Consider the following 15,442-nt stretch of genomic DNA (forward strand, 5'->3'; position numbering starts at 1 on the left):
TAAGGAAGCGCTGAACAAGTCCCCTGCGGCGCGCGATCAGCCGGGCTCGGGCGGTCTGCTGCGTTGAATTTCTTGCCAATAGCCAGCTATTGGCTGCGAAATCCGCCTTGGCAATCCCATCCCGATCCGGCTGCCGCGCCTCCGCAAGGACTTATTCAGCGCTTCCCTAACGCCGCTTGAGCTTGTCGTACGCCGCATCCATGGCCGGGCTTTTACCCGTGTCTTGCAGGCCGCGACGCAGGTCGGCATGCGCTTGTCGTATGTGCGGGTCGGGCGCTGCGCTGGTCATGTCGGTGGACTGGTCGCGCTCATGCGGCAGCGCCAGGCTGGCTTCGTCCGAGGCGTCCGCTGGCGATGCTGCCCGGCCCGGTCGGGCATGGCCCGGTGCCGGGGTTTTGTGCGGCATGCCGTCGCTGGTTCCGGGTGCGCCCGAGAGGGTCTCTGGCGCCGCCTTGGCGGGAGTGCGTTTGACCATGGTGTGCTTTCTTGCAGTCAACAAAAGGGCTGCAGACCACGACGGTGTCCGCTCTGCGGCTGGCGGTGTGTCAGCACATGAGGGCGGCGGCTGTAGGCGGGTGGCAAGATCTGCGGACCGTTCGGATGCCTTGCTTGTAACAAGGATGTACAAGCCTGTCCAAGCGCGAATCAATGTACTACGATAGTGTGCAAATCGGCCTCGCGTGCTCGCCTTGCCCGGCGGACATACTGCGGTTGCCTCGCAAAACAAAGGCAGAAAGGCATAAGGCAATGGCATGTTGAGTTCCTGGCGGCGTCGCTCTCGCCTTGCCTTGGCGCGAACTTTCAATCGCCTGGCCGGGTCCTTGCAGATGCGCGGGTCAAAGCTTGACGATGCGTCGGCTCGCGTTGGCCGCGAGCATCGGCTGCTTGATTCGATCATCAACAGCATGAGCGAAGGCGTGATCGCCGCTGATACGGATGGCCGGTTTTTGCTGTTCAACGCGGCGGCCAGAAAAATATTCCCGCACCACCAACCCGGCATGATGCTGGCCGCATGGCGCGATCAACATGCGTTGTTGAAGCTGGACGGTAAAACGCTTTACGCGCCAGCCGAACTTCCGCTGAACCGCGCCATACGCGGGGAGAGCGTGGACAACTGGGAGGTGTTGATGCGCACGCCCAACGCCACTGACCAGGTCTTGCAGGTCAACCTGCGGCCCTTGCATGGCGAGGCCCATCAGTTGATCGGCGGGCTGATGGTGTTCACCGACATCACCGAGCGCAAGCGCAACGAGGACTTTTCCCATGGCCAGGAGCGGGTGCTGGAGCTGATTGCCAGTGGTGTGCCGCTGGCGCAGTCGCTCGGGGCCATCGTGACGCTGATTGAAGACCGCGCACCGGACAACCTGTGCTCGATTTTGTTGCTCGATGGCGCGCAGTTGCGCCATGGCGCCGCGCCCAGCTTGCCCGACGCCTTCAACCGTCAAATCGACGGGCTCGCCGTGGGCGACAGGGCGGGCGCTTGCGGGACCGCCGCGTTTCTCAAAAAACCGGTGGTCGTCGTCGATGTCACCACCGACACGCTGATGTGCAACCACATCGATCTGCTGCATGAATTCGGCCTGCGGGCCTGCTGGTCCACGCCCGTTCTCGCCACCGACGGCGAGGTGCTGGCCACCTTTGCGATTTACCACCGCACGCCTTACCAGCCGCAGCCGCGAGACGAGGACCTGGTGGCGACGGCCGTCAGGCTGGCGCGTATTGCCATCGAACGCAGGCGCGCGGAAGAGGCGCTGCGCGACAGCGAGGCGCGTTTTCGGGAGCTTGCTGAAAACCTGGAGGACGTGTTTTACAACCGGGATTTCGTGAGCGGGCGTTTTCTGTACATCAGCCCCGCGTATGAAGTGCTCTGGCGCAGCAGCAGGGAGAGCCTGTATGCCCAGCCGCACTGCTACTGCGATGCCATCCATCCGGAGGACCAGCGGGTCGAGGCCAGTGCCAAGCAGCGGCAGGCGCGGGGAGAGAGCACCAAGCTCGAATACCGCATTGTTCACCCTGACGGGGAAACCCGTTGGATTCGTGACCACTCCTTCCCGGTCATGAACGCGGCGGGCGCGGTCGAACGCATCGTTGGAACCGCGCGCGACATCACAGACCGCAAGTTGGCTGGCCTGGAGCTGGCGCGCACCAACCGGGCGCTGCAAATGCTCAGCCGCTGCAATGAGGCCGTGACACGCATGGACGACGAGTTTGCGCTGTTGATGCAGGTTTGCCGCCTGGGGGTCGATGTGGGCGGCTACCGGATGGCCTGGGTCGGTTATGCGCAGGACGACGAGGCGCGCAGCATCTTGCCGATGGCCCATGCCGGCCACGACGTGGGGTACCTGTCCAGCATCGTGCTGACCTGGGATGCCGAGCAGCCGACCGGCCGCGGGCCCGCAGGACAAACCATACGCAGCGGCGAAGTCCGGGTCAGCGAGGACATCACGCGCGGCGACAACCAGTTCTTCTGGAGCGAGAAGGCCGTGCAGCAGGGTTACCGCAGCGCTGTGTTTTTACCCCTGCGCGACGCCAGCCGCACCTTTGGTTTGCTCTGCCTTTACTCCGCATCCGTGGAAAAACTGGCGCCCGAGGAGGTCAAGCTGCTGCAGGAGCTGGTGGACAACCTGGCCTTTGGCATCGGCAACTTGCGTTCGCGCCTGGAGCGCAAGCAGGCCCAGGTGGAAATCCTGCGGCTTAACGCGGAGCTGGAAGAACGCGTGCGCCAGCGCACAGCGCAGCTGGAAGCCGCCAACCAGGAGCTCGAAGCCTTCTCGTACTCGGTGTCCCACGACCTGCGCACGCCGCTGTCGGCCATCGACGGCTTCAGCGGTCTGCTGGCCAAGGACATCCGTGCCGGCGGCATGACCCCTGCACGCGGCCAGCACTACCTGACCCGCATCCGCGCTGGCGTCGCGCAAATGGGCGAGCTGATCAACGCCTTGCTGTCGCTGGCCCAGGTGTCAAAAACCAGCTTGCGCTGGGACAGCGTCAACCTCAGCGCCCTGGCCCAGGAAGTGTTGAACGGATACCACGAGCGTGAGCCCGGCCGCTCGGTGCAATTGCAGGTCGCGCCTGATGTGCAGGTTCAGGGCGATGCGCGCCTGCTCCGGCAAGTGCTGGACAACCTGCTGGGCAACGCCTGGAAATTCAGCGCCGGCCAGCCGCAAACCCGAATCGCCTTCGGGCGCGAGCAAGGCAGTGAAGGCCAGGACGTGTACGTAGTGCGCGACAACGGCGCCGGCTTCGACATGGCCTATTCGGAAAAACTGTTTGGCGCTTTCCAGCGCCTGCACACAGTGGCGGAGTTTGAAGGCACCGGCATCGGCCTGGCCACAGTGCACCGGATCGTGGTGCGCCACGGGGGCAAGGTCTGGGCCGAGTCGGCACCGGGCCAGGGTGCCACGTTTTACTTCACGCTGGGCGGGCCGCGCGACCATTGATCTTTTCCAAATACACGACAGTGAATTGGACTGCACCCACCCTCGCCCCCTGGGAGAGGGTCGGGGTGAGGGATTGAGCGTTCTGACGGTCATGAGCGCTGAAACGCTCATTAGGCGTTTGGGTGGTCCCGGTCGTTAGCAAAAAACTTGCCCGATAACATGAATCCAGCAACCCGTGTTGCACAAGCCAATTGAACTCGCCGCACACTGCAGGCTGCTTTCCAACCCCCAACTTCCGGACCCTCCCCCATGCCCACCCTGTTCGACACCAACCAAGCTGGCGACCTTGAACTCGCCAACCGCATCGTTATGGCGCCGCTCACGCGCAACCGTTCGCCCGATGCTATTCCGCCCGACATCGCGCAGACCTACTATGCCCAGCGTGCCAGTGCCGGCCTGCTGATCACCGAGGCCACCGCCATCAGCCACCAGGGTCAGGGTTATTCGGACGTGCCCGGCCTGTATGGCACGGAGCAACTCGACAGCTGGAAAAAAGTCACCCAGGCGGTGCACGACAAGGGCGGCAAGATCGTGGTGCAGCTCTGGCATGTGGGCCGCGTCTCGCACACCGAACTGCAGCCCGAAGGTGGCAAGCCGGTTGCGCCGTCGGCCATCACCGCCAAAACCAAAACCGTGCTGATCAAGGACGGCGTGCCAGGCTTTGTGGACACCTCCGAGCCGCGTGCCCTGGACGCCAGCGAGCTGCCCGGCATTGTGCACAGCTACCAGGCGGCCGCACGCAATGCGGTGGACACCGCCGGTTTTGACGGCGTTGAAATTCACGGTGCCAACGGTTACCTGCTGGATCAGTTTCTCAAAAGCGGCTCCAACCAGCGCAGCGACGACTACGGTGGCAGCATAAAAAACCGCGCCCGCCTGCTGCTCGAAGTCACGCGCGCCGTCACCGACGCGATTGGCGGTGGCCGCACCGGCATACGCCTGTCACCCGTCACCCCGGCCAACGATGCTTATGACGCCGACCCGCAGCCGCTGTTTGACTACGTCATCACACAACTGGCCACGCTGAACCTGGCTTACATCCACATCATCGAGGGCGCCACCGGCGGCCCGCGCGACATCAGCGAGCGGCCGTTTGACTACGCCGCGCTCAAGGCCGCCTACCGCACAGCCGGCGGCAAGGGTGCCTGGATGGTCAACAACGGTTATGACAAGGCGCTGGCCGAAGAAGCCGTCAGCAACGGCGCCGACCTGGTGGCCTTTGGACGCCCCTACATTGCCAACCCGGACCTGGTCGAGCGCCTGCGCCTCAACGCAGCGCTCAACACGCCCGACAAATCCACCTTTTACGGTGGCCGTGAAAAGGGCTACACCGACTATCCGGCGCTGGCCTGAAGGCACCATCGCTATGTTATTGATAGCTGTCCACGAATACTGGGCGTGGGCTGCAGCCATACTTGACGCATAAAACTAGGCTGGACCGACCCCAATTGGCGCCGGCGCCTTCAGCACAATGCGCGTAAAAAGCCGCTCGTAACAGGGGTCACGCAGCCCACCGGCCAGCGGGTCCCGGTCGCGGCCAAAGGCTGCGTCCAGCTCCGCCCAGTCGGCGGCGCTCAACGCCTTCTCTGCAGCGGGCAGCAGCTGGGTTTCTTCGGTCTGCATGTGTGTGAGGTAAAAAGCCACATACATCCGCGCCGCGTCTGAAAAGGCTTCGCGCCGTGACTCGCCAATCAGCTCCCAGGCCAGCAGCAGGTGCTGCAGCTCACGCACCTTGCCCTCGCCGCTCATGTGGTCAGCCTCCAGCCGCTGGATCACCGGCATCAGGCCGGGCACGGCACGTGCCAGCCGGGGGAACAGCAGGTCCGACTCCTTCGGGTGGTGCCGCCGCTCGGGGAACTCGTCAATGTAAAACAGCATGGCGCGCACCACGTCAAAAAACCGCTCGGGCGCATCGCCGGGGCCGCGTTCGTTCATCAGCGTGAGTGAGCGCAACACCGCCGCCACGGCGGCGTGTTCGTCACGAATGATCTGCAGGGTGGCGTGGGACATGGCTGCACGATGGCACACGCCCCCGTTGGGCGTCTTGATCTAGCTCAAGGCTTGCGCAGGCGCCAGCGCTTGAGCAGCAGCGCGTTGGAGATCACACTGACGCTGGACAGCGCCATCGCCGCACCGGCCACCACCGGGCTTAAAAATCCCAGCGCCGCCAGGGGAATACCGGCCACGTTGTAGGCAAAGGCCCAGAACAGGTTTTGCCGGATCTTCATCACCGTGCGGTGCGAAATGTCGAGCGCGCCAGCCACCAGCGCCAGGTCGCCGCGCATCAGCGTGATGCCGGCGGCATGCATGGCCACGTCGGTGCCGGTGCCCATGGCCATGCCGACATCGGCCGCCGCCAGGGCGGGTGCGTCATTCACCCCGTCACCCACCATAACCACGGTATGACCACCGGTCTTCAGCTCAGCCACTTTCGCCGCTTTGTCGCCCGGCAACACTTCGGCCATCACTTCCTCGGCGCCCAGCCCCAGCCGCGCGCCCATGGCCAGTGCAGCACCCCGGTTGTCACCTGAAATCATCACCACACGAATGCCGCGTTCGCGCAGCGCCGCCAGCGCTTCTTTGGCACCTGACTTGGGTTCATCGGCAAAGGCCATCAGGGCACGGACTGCCATACCTTGCGTCACCCGCTCAACCAACACCGACAAAGTCGCGCCTTCGGCTTGCAAACGCTCGGCCTCGGGCGCCAGCGCCCCCAGCGCAACACCCAGCTCATCCATCCAGCGCAGGCTGCCAATCAGGTAGCTGCGCGTGCCGACCTCGCCCTCACTGCCACGTCCTGGTACGGCGCGCAGGCCTTCGGGTGCGGCCACGGTCATGCCGCGCTCTTGCGCCGCAGCCACCACCGCGCGGGCCAGCGGATGTTCGCTGCCGCTTTGCAGGCTGGCGGCCACTGCCAGTTGCTGCGCCTCGTCGGCGTCCGGTGCATTCACAAACGCTACAAGGCGCGGCCGGCCTACGGTCAACGTGCCGGTTTTGTCAAACGCCACGGTATCGACCTTGTGCGCAAGTTCCAGCGCCTGCGCGTCCTTGATCAAAATGCCGTTTTTCGCCGCCACACCAGTGCCGGCCATGATGGCGGCCGGCGTGGCCAGACCCAGCGCACACGGGCAGGCAATCACCAGCACCGCCACCGCATGAATCAGCGCCATCTCCAGGCCCGCACCCACCCACCACCAGCCCAGCAAGGTGGCCAGCGCAATCACCAGCACCACCGGCACAAACACCGCCGAGACCTGGTCCACCAGCCGCTGAATCGGCGCTTTGGCGGCCTGCGCATCTTCCACCAGCCGGATGATCTGGGCCAGCACACTTTCACTGCCCACCGCGCTGACCTGCAGCAGCACCCGGCCATCGCCATTGATGCTGCCGCCGGTGAGTTTGTCGCCAGGCTGCTTGGCCACCGGCAGCGGCTCGCCGGTCAGCATCGACTCATCGACCTGCGTCTGCCCGTCCTGCAGCAGCCCGTCCATCGGGATGCGCTCGCCGGGCCGCACCACCAGCCGGTCGCCCAGCAACACCTCGGCCACCGGCAAGTCGGCTTCTTCGCCGCCAGGCTGCAGCACATGCGCCAGCTCCGGGCGCAGGGCATGCAGCGCACGAATCGCCGCCGTGGTCTGGCGCTTGGCGCGCGCCTCCAGCCATTTGCCCAGCAGCACCAGCGTCACCACCACGGCCGAGGCCTCAAAGTACAGGTGCGGCATGCCGCCCGATTCAGCGCTGAGCCAGAGCCACATCGACAGGCCCCAACCGGCACTGGTGCCTATCGCCACCAGCAAATCCATATTGCCCGTCAAGGCCTTGAGCGCATGCCAGCCCGCCTTGTAAAAACGCGCGCCCAGAATGAACTGCACCGGTGTGGCCAGCAAAAACTGCTGCCAGGCCGGCAACATCCAGTGTTTGCCAAACAGGTCACCAAGCATCGGAAAAAGCAGCGGTGCTGATAGCAACAAGCCCACGGCCACCGGCAAAAAACCGGTCCAGGGCGACAGGTTTTCGGGCAGCGCCGCCTCGGGCGCGCGCGGCTCGTAGCCGGCGTTGCGCACGGCCCGGCGCAGCTGCGCATCCATCTGCGTCGAAGGGGCATACACCACCCGCGCGGATTCGGTCGCCAGGTTGACCGTGGCGTCCTGCACGCCGGGCACTTTTTTCAGGGCCTTTTCAACCCGCGACACACACGACGCGCAGGTCATGCCGCCAATGCCGATGTCCAGGGAGGAAGGAGGGGGGGAGGGGGAGGTCAAGGTCAAGAGAGTCATTGTTCGATGATTGACCTTGCCACCATGGCAAGGTCAAGCCTTGATGCAGATCAACCCCACCCGTATCAAGGGTTTGGGTTCACCCGCTTGACCTTACCATGGTGGCAAGGTTCAAGCTACAGGCTTCCATATTCAACCCACCAGGACACACCATGAACCAGATCTTTCACGTACAGGGCATGACCTGCGGCCACTGCGAGCGCGCCGTGACCCAGGCGGTCAAAACCGTCGATCCGCAGGCCGAGGTCCGCATCAACCGCGCATCAGGCCAGGTCGATGTGGTATCCGACAAGCCGCGCGAAGCCATCCTGGCCGCGATCTCCGAAGAGGGCTACGCCAGTACATGAGCTTGCCCATGAACATCGGCGAAGCGGCGCGCCAGTCCGGTGTGTCGGCCAAGATGCTGCGGCACTACGAGTCGCTGGGGCTGTTGCCGCAGGTGCAGCGCAGTGACAGCGGCTACCGCCAGTACAGCGACGCCGAGGTACACACGCTGCGTTTCATCAAACGCGCGCGCGAGCTCGGGTTTTCGATGGCAGAGATCGCCGAGCTGGTCAGCCTCTGGCAAAACCGTCGCCGCGCCAGCGCCAGCGTGCGGCGCATCGCGCAAAAACACGCCGACGAGCTGGCCCAGCGTATCGCTGACATGCAGGCGATGCAGCAGACACTGGCCCACCTGGTCCATTGCTGCCAGGGCAACGACCGGCCCGACTGCCCCATCCTCGACGACCTGGCGGGTCAACCGGCTGATAAATAACAGGGCAGAACACGGCCCTTGGTCTGCCCTTTACCAATCTTGACGCTCATTTTTTAATAGCTGTCGACGCTTTCTGGATATGGGCGGGAGGCCATCTTTGTCACCAACTGCCAGCGCCCGGATGGAGAACAGGAGACCCGCGCAACGACAAAAACTTTACGAAGTCCTCACGCTGGCGTCACGACGCCCTTACACGGGCCGCGCAAACTCACTTTCAACCTAATGCTAGTTCGGCAACAGGCCTGTCTTCCAACCGAAAGGACGCGCTCATGACTTCCGTCTTCAAACCCCTGAAATCCGTCAACACCCTGGTTTTGGCCGGCATTCTGGCCGCTGCCAGCCTGGCCGCCACGGCGCAAACCGTGGCACCTGCCGCGCCGGCAACGGCAAGCGCGCCGGACAAATCCGACCCGACAGCGGGTCACCACGACCAGCATCGCCACGACCCGGCCAAGATGCAGGCGCGTATCGCCCAGCACCAGGCCGAACTCAAGGCCAAGCTGGCCATCACGCCAGCGCAGGAAGGCGCATGGTCCGCCTACACTTCGGCCCTGCAGCCGCAAGCACCCCATGCAGTCCAGCGCCCTGATCGCACGGCAATGCGCGCCGAGGTCGAGAAACTGACCACACCCCAGCGCATTGACAAAATGAACGCGCTGCGCACCCAGCACATGGCCGAGATGAACGCTGCCTTGACCAAACGCGGCGATGCGATCAAAAGCTTCTACGCCGCTTTGAATGCCGACCAGCAAAAGGTCTTTGATGCGCAGCGCATGGGTCGCGGCGGCAAGGGCCACCCCAGCCACCACAACGGCTGAGTTGTGAACTGAAGCCCCGGCGCCACCAAGGCGCGCCGGACAGGACCCGTGCGTGTCATGACAGACCTGCGCGGGTTTTTATTTGATCCCGGTTAACCGCTTCGGCCCGCCAGCAGCGTCTGCAACTCGCCGCTGGCAATCAGTTGGTCCAGATCGCTGGCGCCACCGATCAACATGCCACGCACAAACACCATGGGCAGCGTCGGCCAGCCGGTCCACATCTTGAGCGCATTGCGCTCGCGCCAGGTGTTGAAGTAGTTGCCGTATTCAAGGTAGTGATAAGGCACGCCAGCGGCATCGAGCGCGCGGCGAGCTTTTTTGGGAAACGGGTTGATGCCCATGCCGACCACCACCACCGCATGTGCAGCGACCGCGCTTTGCACCTCCTGCACGATGGCTTGTTCGTGCCTGGCCACCTTGCCCTGAATGGCCGGATGGATGCGGGATTCGTCGAGGATGGTGCGGGGCATGTTGACTCCGTTCAAAAATAATGCGTGCCAAAGCTTAAAGGCAGAACGCCGCGAGCAGACCAAAAAAACGCCCGATCCTTGCGGAGCGGGCGTTTTTTCAAGCCCGTGGGGGCCTGGCGGTCATGTTAACGGCTTACTGTGGTGCGGTGCGTGCTGGGGTGCTGGGGCCGGAATCCATGCCTTTGCCGGTGCTGGTAGAAGCACTGTTACGCTTGGCCTGACGCGCTGCCTTGCGTTCAGCGCGCGCTGCTTTGCGCTCTGCAGCGGTCGCGGACGTTGCTTTTGCACCGCCTGGGGCCATGGCGCCGGAGACGGTCGAGTCGCCCTGCGCGCTTGCGCCGGCTTTGCTGCTGCCGGGCACTTGCGCTTTGACATCGGCACGGGTGTTGGCCGAAACGCCACCGCTGCCGGCTGGCTTGGCCGCACCAGAAGGGGTGCCGCCGCCTTGAGCGGGAGCGGCAACTTTGGCACCGGAGCTGGTGTTGATTTCGCCTTTGACTTCAGCGCGGGTGTTGGGCAGGGTGCCAGCGTCAACCGGCTTCTGTACGGTTGGGCCACCTTGGGCTGGCGTCGGGTTGGAAGTGGTTTGCGCGGTGGCAAAACCAGCGGTGGCCATCAGGGCGGCCAGCAGAATCGATTGTGTTGTCTTGTTCATCTTGTTTCCTTGAGTGTTAAAGGGGGACCCTGTGAGAGGTGTTGCTTTCTGAGCGCCCCCACAGATTTAATTTATGTTGCGCTACTCGTCGGAACTATCGGTAAAGCGGCTGGCCCGACGTAGGACGTAAGCCGTTCACGGGCAGGCCGCAATCTCTCACGGTCTGCCCTCGTTTGCTCGCGGTTTTACTGCGGTGGAGGAGAAATCTGCCCGCTCACATTGCCAGAGCCCTGAACATTCGCCCGGCCAGCAGCGCCTGCGTTACTGGCGGGCAGATTGTTCTGAATGCCTCGGTTGGCTTTGGCTGCCACGTTGCCCACTGCATTTTTGGCACGGTAGGCGCCGCTTTTAGTCGCATCGGCTGCGTTGTCCACAGCAGCTTCAACTTTGTTGCCGGTACGCTGGACTGCATTGCCCGTTCGTTTGACCGCTCTTGTCACCGTGCCGTCGCTGTTACCGGTCGCATTGTTGTTTGCGTTGGTATTTGCAGTGGTGTTTGAGCTCACAGAGCCACCCGTGCTGGCATTGGAGCGCACATCGTTGCCGATGTTGGCGTTCACGCCGGTGCGCACGCCGACACTTGTATGGGTTGTTGCGCCGGTTCCCGATGTCGCTGTGCCTGCGCCGGCATTGATGCCAACGCCTGCGCCAACAGCCACATGTGCATGGGCTGTAAAAACCAGCGTGGCACTCAAGGCCATCGCGGCGGGAAGGGATCGCATTGAAAACTTGTTCATGGTTAACTCCTGAAACTCGCTTGAACTAAAACCCATTTGCAAAGAACACTGGGGAACATCTGCAAAACCCAGTTCCGGTTGAACTTGGATGATTTGAATTTAGCGCTGTGCCGCACGCCGGCTTATCGGCTAGCCACGATCAAGCGCGTAGGACGCCGCCCTTTACAAACGCTTCATACAGGGCGCGCGGGGCGCCACCGCTGCCACGAAAAATGAGCTTACTGTCCTACAGTTGTTTTGTCGCTGTCCAAGCAACAATAGAGGCTTCCCTTTCCTGCAGTTTTATTCCTGCCGCTCCATGCTTGCTCCCCAGTCCCTTATTCAGGTCAGCCCAACGCCGTCCGTTGTCACGCCCCCCATGAACGATGCCGATGCACTTGCCGAGACGCAGGAGGTGATTGCTGCGGCGGCCCTGAGCTTTTCCCTGAAGGTGCTGACGGTCAACATCCACAAGGGTTTTACCTTCTTTAACCGCAAGTTCATCCTGCATGAACTGCGTGAAGCGGTGCGCACCGTGGGCGCGGACGTGGTGTTTCTGCAAGAAGTGACCGGCACCCATGCGCGCCATGAAAGCCGGGTCGCCAATTACCCGGCCACGCCACACTACGAGTTTCTGGCCGACAGCATCTGGCCGCAGTTTGCCTACGGCCGCAACGCGGTCTACACCAACGGGCACCACGGCAATGCCGTGTTGTCCAAATTTCCCATTGTCAGTTTTGAAAACCGCGACGTGTCCATCAGCGGGCCCGAGCGCCGCGGCCTGCTCCATTGCGTATTGCAAATTCCCGGCCGCGAGACCAACGTGCATGCGATTTGTGTGCACCTGGGGCTGGCCGAGTCGCATCGCCTCCAGCAGCTCAACATGTTGTGCGAGATGGTGCGCAATGACATACCGGCGAGCGCCCCTGTGATTGCCGCCGGCGATTTCAACGACTGGCGCCACCGCGCGCACGACGTGCTGGCGCAGGGCGCCGGCATGCACGAGGTTTTTGTGCAGGCCAATGGCAAGGCAGCGCGTACTTTCCCGGCACGTTTTCCGGTGTTGCGGCTGGACCGCATCTACGTGAGAAATGCCATCGGCCATGCACCGGTGGTGCTGCCGCCCAAGCCCTGGTCGCACCTGTCGGACCATGCGCCGCTGGCGGCCGAGATTGAACTCTGACCCACCGCCACAGGAAATATGTTGATGCGCGGACACTGGGTACCCGGCAACAAGTTCACACTGCTGGAAAACGGCGAGGGTTTTTTCCCTCGCGTGTTTGAATGCATTGCCGCCGCAGAGCGCGAAGTACTGCTTGAGACCTTCATCCTTTTTGAAGACAAGGTCGGCCAGGCCTTGCAGGAAGCCTTGCTGGTCGCGGCCGGGCGCGGTGTGCAGATCGACATCACCATTGACGGTTACGGCTCGCCCGATCTGTCGCCGGGTTATATCTCCGCGTTGACCTCGGCTGGCGTGCGGGTGCATGTGTTTGACCCCAGCCCGCGCTTGTGGGGCTACCGCACCAATTTGTTTCGCCGCATGCACCGCAAGATCGTGGTGGTGGACGGCCAGCGCTCTTTTGTCGGCGGCATCAACTATTCAGCCGACCACCTCGCCGACTTCGGACCCGAAGGCAAGCAGGACTATGCCGTGGAAATTGAAGGGCCGCTGGTCGCCGAGATCGAGCAGTTTGTGCGCGCCCAGCTTCAGCTCGGCCAGCAGCCGCCCGGTGGTCCGCTCACGCGGCTTCTCAAGCGCAAGCCGGCGATTCCGGCCCTCGGGGCACTGCCCGCCGTCGGCCATGCCCAGGCCATGCTCGTCACGCGCGACAACCGCGAGCACAAAAACGACATCGAGCGCCACTACCGCATCGCGATCCGTGGCGCGCGGCAACGCATCATCATCGCCAACGCTTATTTTTTCCCCGGCTACCGCCTGCTGCGCCAGTTGCGCAAGGCGGCCAAGCGCGGCGTGGACGTGCGGCTGATCCTGCAGGGCGAGCCCGACATGCCCATCGTCAAGATCGCGGCCAGCATGCTGTACCACCACCTGCTGGGCGCCGGCGTGAAGATTTACGAATACCGCGAGCGCCCGCTGCACGGCAAGGTGGCGCTGACCGACAACGAATGGTCCACCGTCGGCTCCAGCAATCTCGACCCGCTGAGCCTGTCACTCAACCTCGAAGCCAACGTCATCATCAAGGACCGCGACTTCAATCAGCACCTGGCCAACAAGCTTGAAAAACTGATGCAGGGAAGCTGCAAACAGATCCATGCCAGCGACCTGCCGGAATCGCGCCTGTGGGTCGGCTTGCGCAGCTTTTTTGTGTTTCACCTGCTGCGCCGCTACCCCGCCTGGTTCGGCTGGCTGCCGGCCCACCTGCCGCGCCTGACGCCGGCCGAGAAGCTGCTGGGCGAAGCGGTGGTAGATCACATCAACGAAGGCCAGGCCTCATGACAGCTACGGCGGTTGCCCCAGAGTGTCCGTCCAGGGCTGGCATCACCGGCAAGCCCTGGTGGCCCTGGCTCAAGCGCGGCGCCACGCTGGTGTTTTTTGGCCTGGTGACCTGGCTGCTGGTCGAGCAGGGCCGCGCCATCGAGTGGCAGGAGGTGTTTGCCGCACTGCGTGCGTACCCGCCGGCGCTGCTGCTGGGCGCGCTTGCATTGGGCGCCCTGAGCCTGGGCCTGTATAGCTGCTTTGACCTGCTGGGCCGCCACTACACCGGCCACACGCTGCGCGCGCCCACGGTGATGCTGGTGACCTTCATCAGTTATGTGTTCAACCTCAACCTGGGCTCGCTGGTGGGCGGCGTCGCCTTTCGCTACCGGCTGTATTCCCGGTTGAAGCTGGACACGGCGACCATCACCCGGGTGTTGACGCTGAGCATGCTGACGAATTGGATCGGTTACCTGTTCGTCGGTGGCCTGGTCTTCGGCTTTTACACGCCGGAGCTGCCGCCGGGCTGGAAAATCGGCACGCGCGGCCTGCAGGTCCTGGGCTTTGTGCTGCTGGCCGGGGCGGTGGCCTACCTGCTGCTGTGCGCGCTGTCGCGCCAGCGCAGCTTCACCCTGCGCGGCCACCGTCTTGACCTTCCCTCCGGCAGGCTGGCCGTGCTGCAGGTGGCCATGGGTGCGGCCAACTGGTTGATCATGAGTGGCCTGGTGTTTTTGCTGTTGCAGCAAAAAATTGCGTTCCCCACCGTGGCCGGTGTGCTGCTGGTGGCCGCCGTGGCGGGCGTGATCGCCCATGTGCCGGCCGGCCTGGGTGTGCTGGAAGCGGTATTTGTCGCCTTGTTGTCGCACGAGATGCCGACCCACCAGCTACTGGCCGCCCTGGTGGCCTACCGGGTCATCTATTACCTGGTGCCTTTGGTCATTGCCACGTTGCTTTACCTGGTCACTGAAGCGCGGGCCAAACAATTGACCACCTCCGTCGATGACGCAGACGCGGCCGCTTGACCTTCAGCCGCGAGCCGTCTGCAGCAGATCCCGCATCCGCATTGCCTCGCGCCGCGCCGCCTCGGCGAAATCATCGCCCGATGACGCGTAAATGATGGAGCGCGAGGAGTTGACGATGATCGGTGCGCCGGGCCGCCAGCCGGCCTTGACGGTGGCCACCGCATCGCCGCCCTGCGCGCCGACGCCGGGAATCAGCAGCGGCAAGGTTGGCGCGACCAAACGCACGCGTTCGATTTCGGCCGGGTAGGTTGCACCAACCACCAGGCCCAACTGGCCGTTGAGGTTCCACGGGCCCTGCGCCAGGCGTGCCACATGTTCGTACAGCAGCGGCTGGCCTTCCACTGAAGCAAAACGCTGGCTCTGCAAGTCGTCGCCGCCGGGGTTGGAGGTGCGGCATAGTAGAAACGCGCCCTTGCCTTCGTGCTTCAAATAAGGCGCGACCGAATCAAAGCCCATGAAGGGCGACAGCGTCACCGCGTCGGCGCCGTAACGCTCGAAGGCCTCGACCGCGTACTGCTCGGCGGTACTGCCGATGTCACCGCGTTTGGCGTCGAGGATGATGGGCACCTGCGGCGCGACGCGGCGCATGTGTTCCATCAGGCGCTCGAGCTGGCCTTCGGCGCGGTGCGCGGCGAAGTAGGCGATCTGCGGCTTGAAGGCAATTGACAGATCGGCCGTGGCGTCGACAATCGCGGCGCAAAAGTCGTAGATCTTGTTCGAGTCGCCCTTGTAGCGGCCAGGAAACTTCAGCGGGTCCGGGTCCAGCCCCACGCAGAGCATCGATTGGTTCTGGCGCTCTGCCGCGCCCAGCATCTCGAGAAAAGTCATGAAGCATTTTAAGGCCCCCACG

15 protein-coding genes are annotated in these 15,442 nt (G+C 63.5%); 8 read left to right on the plus strand and 7 right to left on the minus strand.

The window, feature by feature from the left end; translation table 11 throughout:
* Positions 1-166 precede the first annotated feature (166 nt).
* A complete protein-coding gene (locus Q8O29_RS14385) occupies positions 167-475 on the minus strand; it encodes a hypothetical protein (protein WP_305563932.1) in 309 nt (102 codons plus the stop codon).
* A gap of 352 nt (positions 476-827) precedes the next feature.
* Between Q8O29_RS14385 and Q8O29_RS14390 the strand changes: the two genes are divergently transcribed.
* Positions 828-3,440 (plus strand): GAF domain-containing protein, encoded by a 2,613-nt coding sequence (locus Q8O29_RS14390; RefSeq protein WP_305563933.1) that lies wholly within the window; start codon positions 828-830, stop codon positions 3,438-3,440.
* A 249-nt stretch (positions 3,441-3,689) separates the two neighbouring features.
* Complete coding sequence (locus Q8O29_RS14395; protein WP_305563935.1) at positions 3,690-4,793, plus strand: alkene reductase; 1,104 nt, start codon at positions 3,690-3,692, stop codon at positions 4,791-4,793.
* A gap of 75 nt (positions 4,794-4,868) precedes the next feature.
* On the opposite strand, the gene Q8O29_RS14400 is transcribed toward Q8O29_RS14395, so the two are convergent.
* A complete protein-coding gene (locus Q8O29_RS14400) occupies positions 4,869-5,450 on the minus strand; it encodes a hemerythrin domain-containing protein (protein ID WP_305563937.1) in 582 nt (193 codons plus the stop codon).
* Between the two features lie 44 nt (positions 5,451-5,494).
* Positions 5,495-7,651, minus strand: coding sequence for a heavy metal translocating P-type ATPase (locus Q8O29_RS14405; protein ID WP_371134249.1), 2,157 nt, complete (start codon positions 7,649-7,651; stop codon positions 5,495-5,497).
* A 218-nt stretch (positions 7,652-7,869) separates the two neighbouring features.
* Between Q8O29_RS14405 and Q8O29_RS14410 the strand changes: the two genes are divergently transcribed.
* The 3 genes from Q8O29_RS14410 (at position 7,870) to Q8O29_RS14420 (ending at position 9,292) form a co-directional block, all read left to right on the plus strand.
* The gene (locus tag Q8O29_RS14410) at positions 7,870-8,064 is read left to right on the plus strand and encodes a heavy-metal-associated domain-containing protein (RefSeq protein ID WP_305563941.1); all 195 of its coding nucleotides are present in this window, start codon (positions 7,870-7,872) and stop codon (positions 8,062-8,064) included.
* Positions 8,065-8,072: 8 nt separating this feature from the next.
* On the plus strand, positions 8,073-8,474 hold the full coding sequence (gene cueR, locus Q8O29_RS14415; RefSeq protein WP_371134248.1) for a Cu(I)-responsive transcriptional regulator: 402 nt from the start codon (positions 8,073-8,075) through the stop codon (positions 8,472-8,474).
* A 269-nt stretch (positions 8,475-8,743) separates the two neighbouring features.
* Positions 8,744-9,292 (plus strand): Spy/CpxP family protein refolding chaperone, encoded by a 549-nt coding sequence (locus Q8O29_RS14420; protein ID WP_305563946.1) that lies wholly within the window; start codon positions 8,744-8,746, stop codon positions 9,290-9,292.
* 92 nt (positions 9,293-9,384) lie between these two features.
* Here the strand turns inward: Q8O29_RS14420 and Q8O29_RS14425 are convergent, their stop codons facing one another.
* The 3 genes from Q8O29_RS14425 to Q8O29_RS14435 form a co-directional block, all read right to left on the minus strand.
* Positions 9,385-9,762 (minus strand): glutaredoxin domain-containing protein, encoded by a 378-nt coding sequence (locus Q8O29_RS14425; RefSeq protein WP_305563948.1) that lies wholly within the window; start codon positions 9,760-9,762, stop codon positions 9,385-9,387.
* A 133-nt stretch (positions 9,763-9,895) separates the two neighbouring features.
* Positions 9,896-10,417 carry a hypothetical protein gene (locus Q8O29_RS14430; protein ID WP_305563950.1) on the minus strand — a complete coding sequence of 174 codons (522 nt, stop codon included), beginning with the start codon at positions 10,415-10,417 and terminating at the stop codon, positions 9,896-9,898.
* A 185-nt stretch (positions 10,418-10,602) separates the two neighbouring features.
* Entirely contained in the window at positions 10,603-11,154 is a 552-nt protein-coding gene (locus Q8O29_RS14435; RefSeq protein ID WP_305563952.1) for a hypothetical protein, read from the minus strand.
* Between the two features lie 358 nt (positions 11,155-11,512).
* On the opposite strand from Q8O29_RS14435, the gene Q8O29_RS14440 reads away from it, so the two are divergent.
* From Q8O29_RS14440 to Q8O29_RS14450, 3 genes are read left to right on the plus strand one after another with little or no spacing between them, the layout of a single operon-like run.
* On the plus strand, positions 11,513-12,316 hold the full coding sequence (locus tag Q8O29_RS14440; protein ID WP_305563954.1) for an endonuclease/exonuclease/phosphatase family protein: 804 nt from the start codon (positions 11,513-11,515) through the stop codon (positions 12,314-12,316).
* 24 nt (positions 12,317-12,340) lie between these two features.
* Positions 12,341-13,591 (plus strand): cardiolipin synthase ClsB, encoded by a 1,251-nt coding sequence (gene clsB, locus Q8O29_RS14445; RefSeq protein WP_305563955.1) that lies wholly within the window; start codon positions 12,341-12,343, stop codon positions 13,589-13,591.
* Positions 13,588-14,592: a lysylphosphatidylglycerol synthase domain-containing protein gene (locus Q8O29_RS14450; protein WP_305563957.1), complete on the plus strand. Its 1,005-nt coding sequence runs from the start codon at positions 13,588-13,590 to the stop codon at positions 14,590-14,592. The genes clsB and Q8O29_RS14450 overlap by 4 nt, the downstream gene beginning before the upstream one ends.
* A 3-nt stretch (positions 14,593-14,595) precedes the next feature.
* On the opposite strand, the gene pyrF is transcribed toward Q8O29_RS14450, so the two are convergent.
* On the minus strand, positions 14,596-15,420 hold the full coding sequence (gene pyrF, locus Q8O29_RS14455; protein ID WP_305563959.1) for an orotidine-5'-phosphate decarboxylase: 825 nt from the start codon (positions 15,418-15,420) through the stop codon (positions 14,596-14,598).
* Positions 15,421-15,442 lie beyond the last annotated feature (22 nt).

This window comes from Polaromonas sp., from assembly GCF_030689685.1.
Classification (GTDB): Bacteria; Pseudomonadota; Gammaproteobacteria; order Burkholderiales; family Burkholderiaceae_C; genus Polaromonas.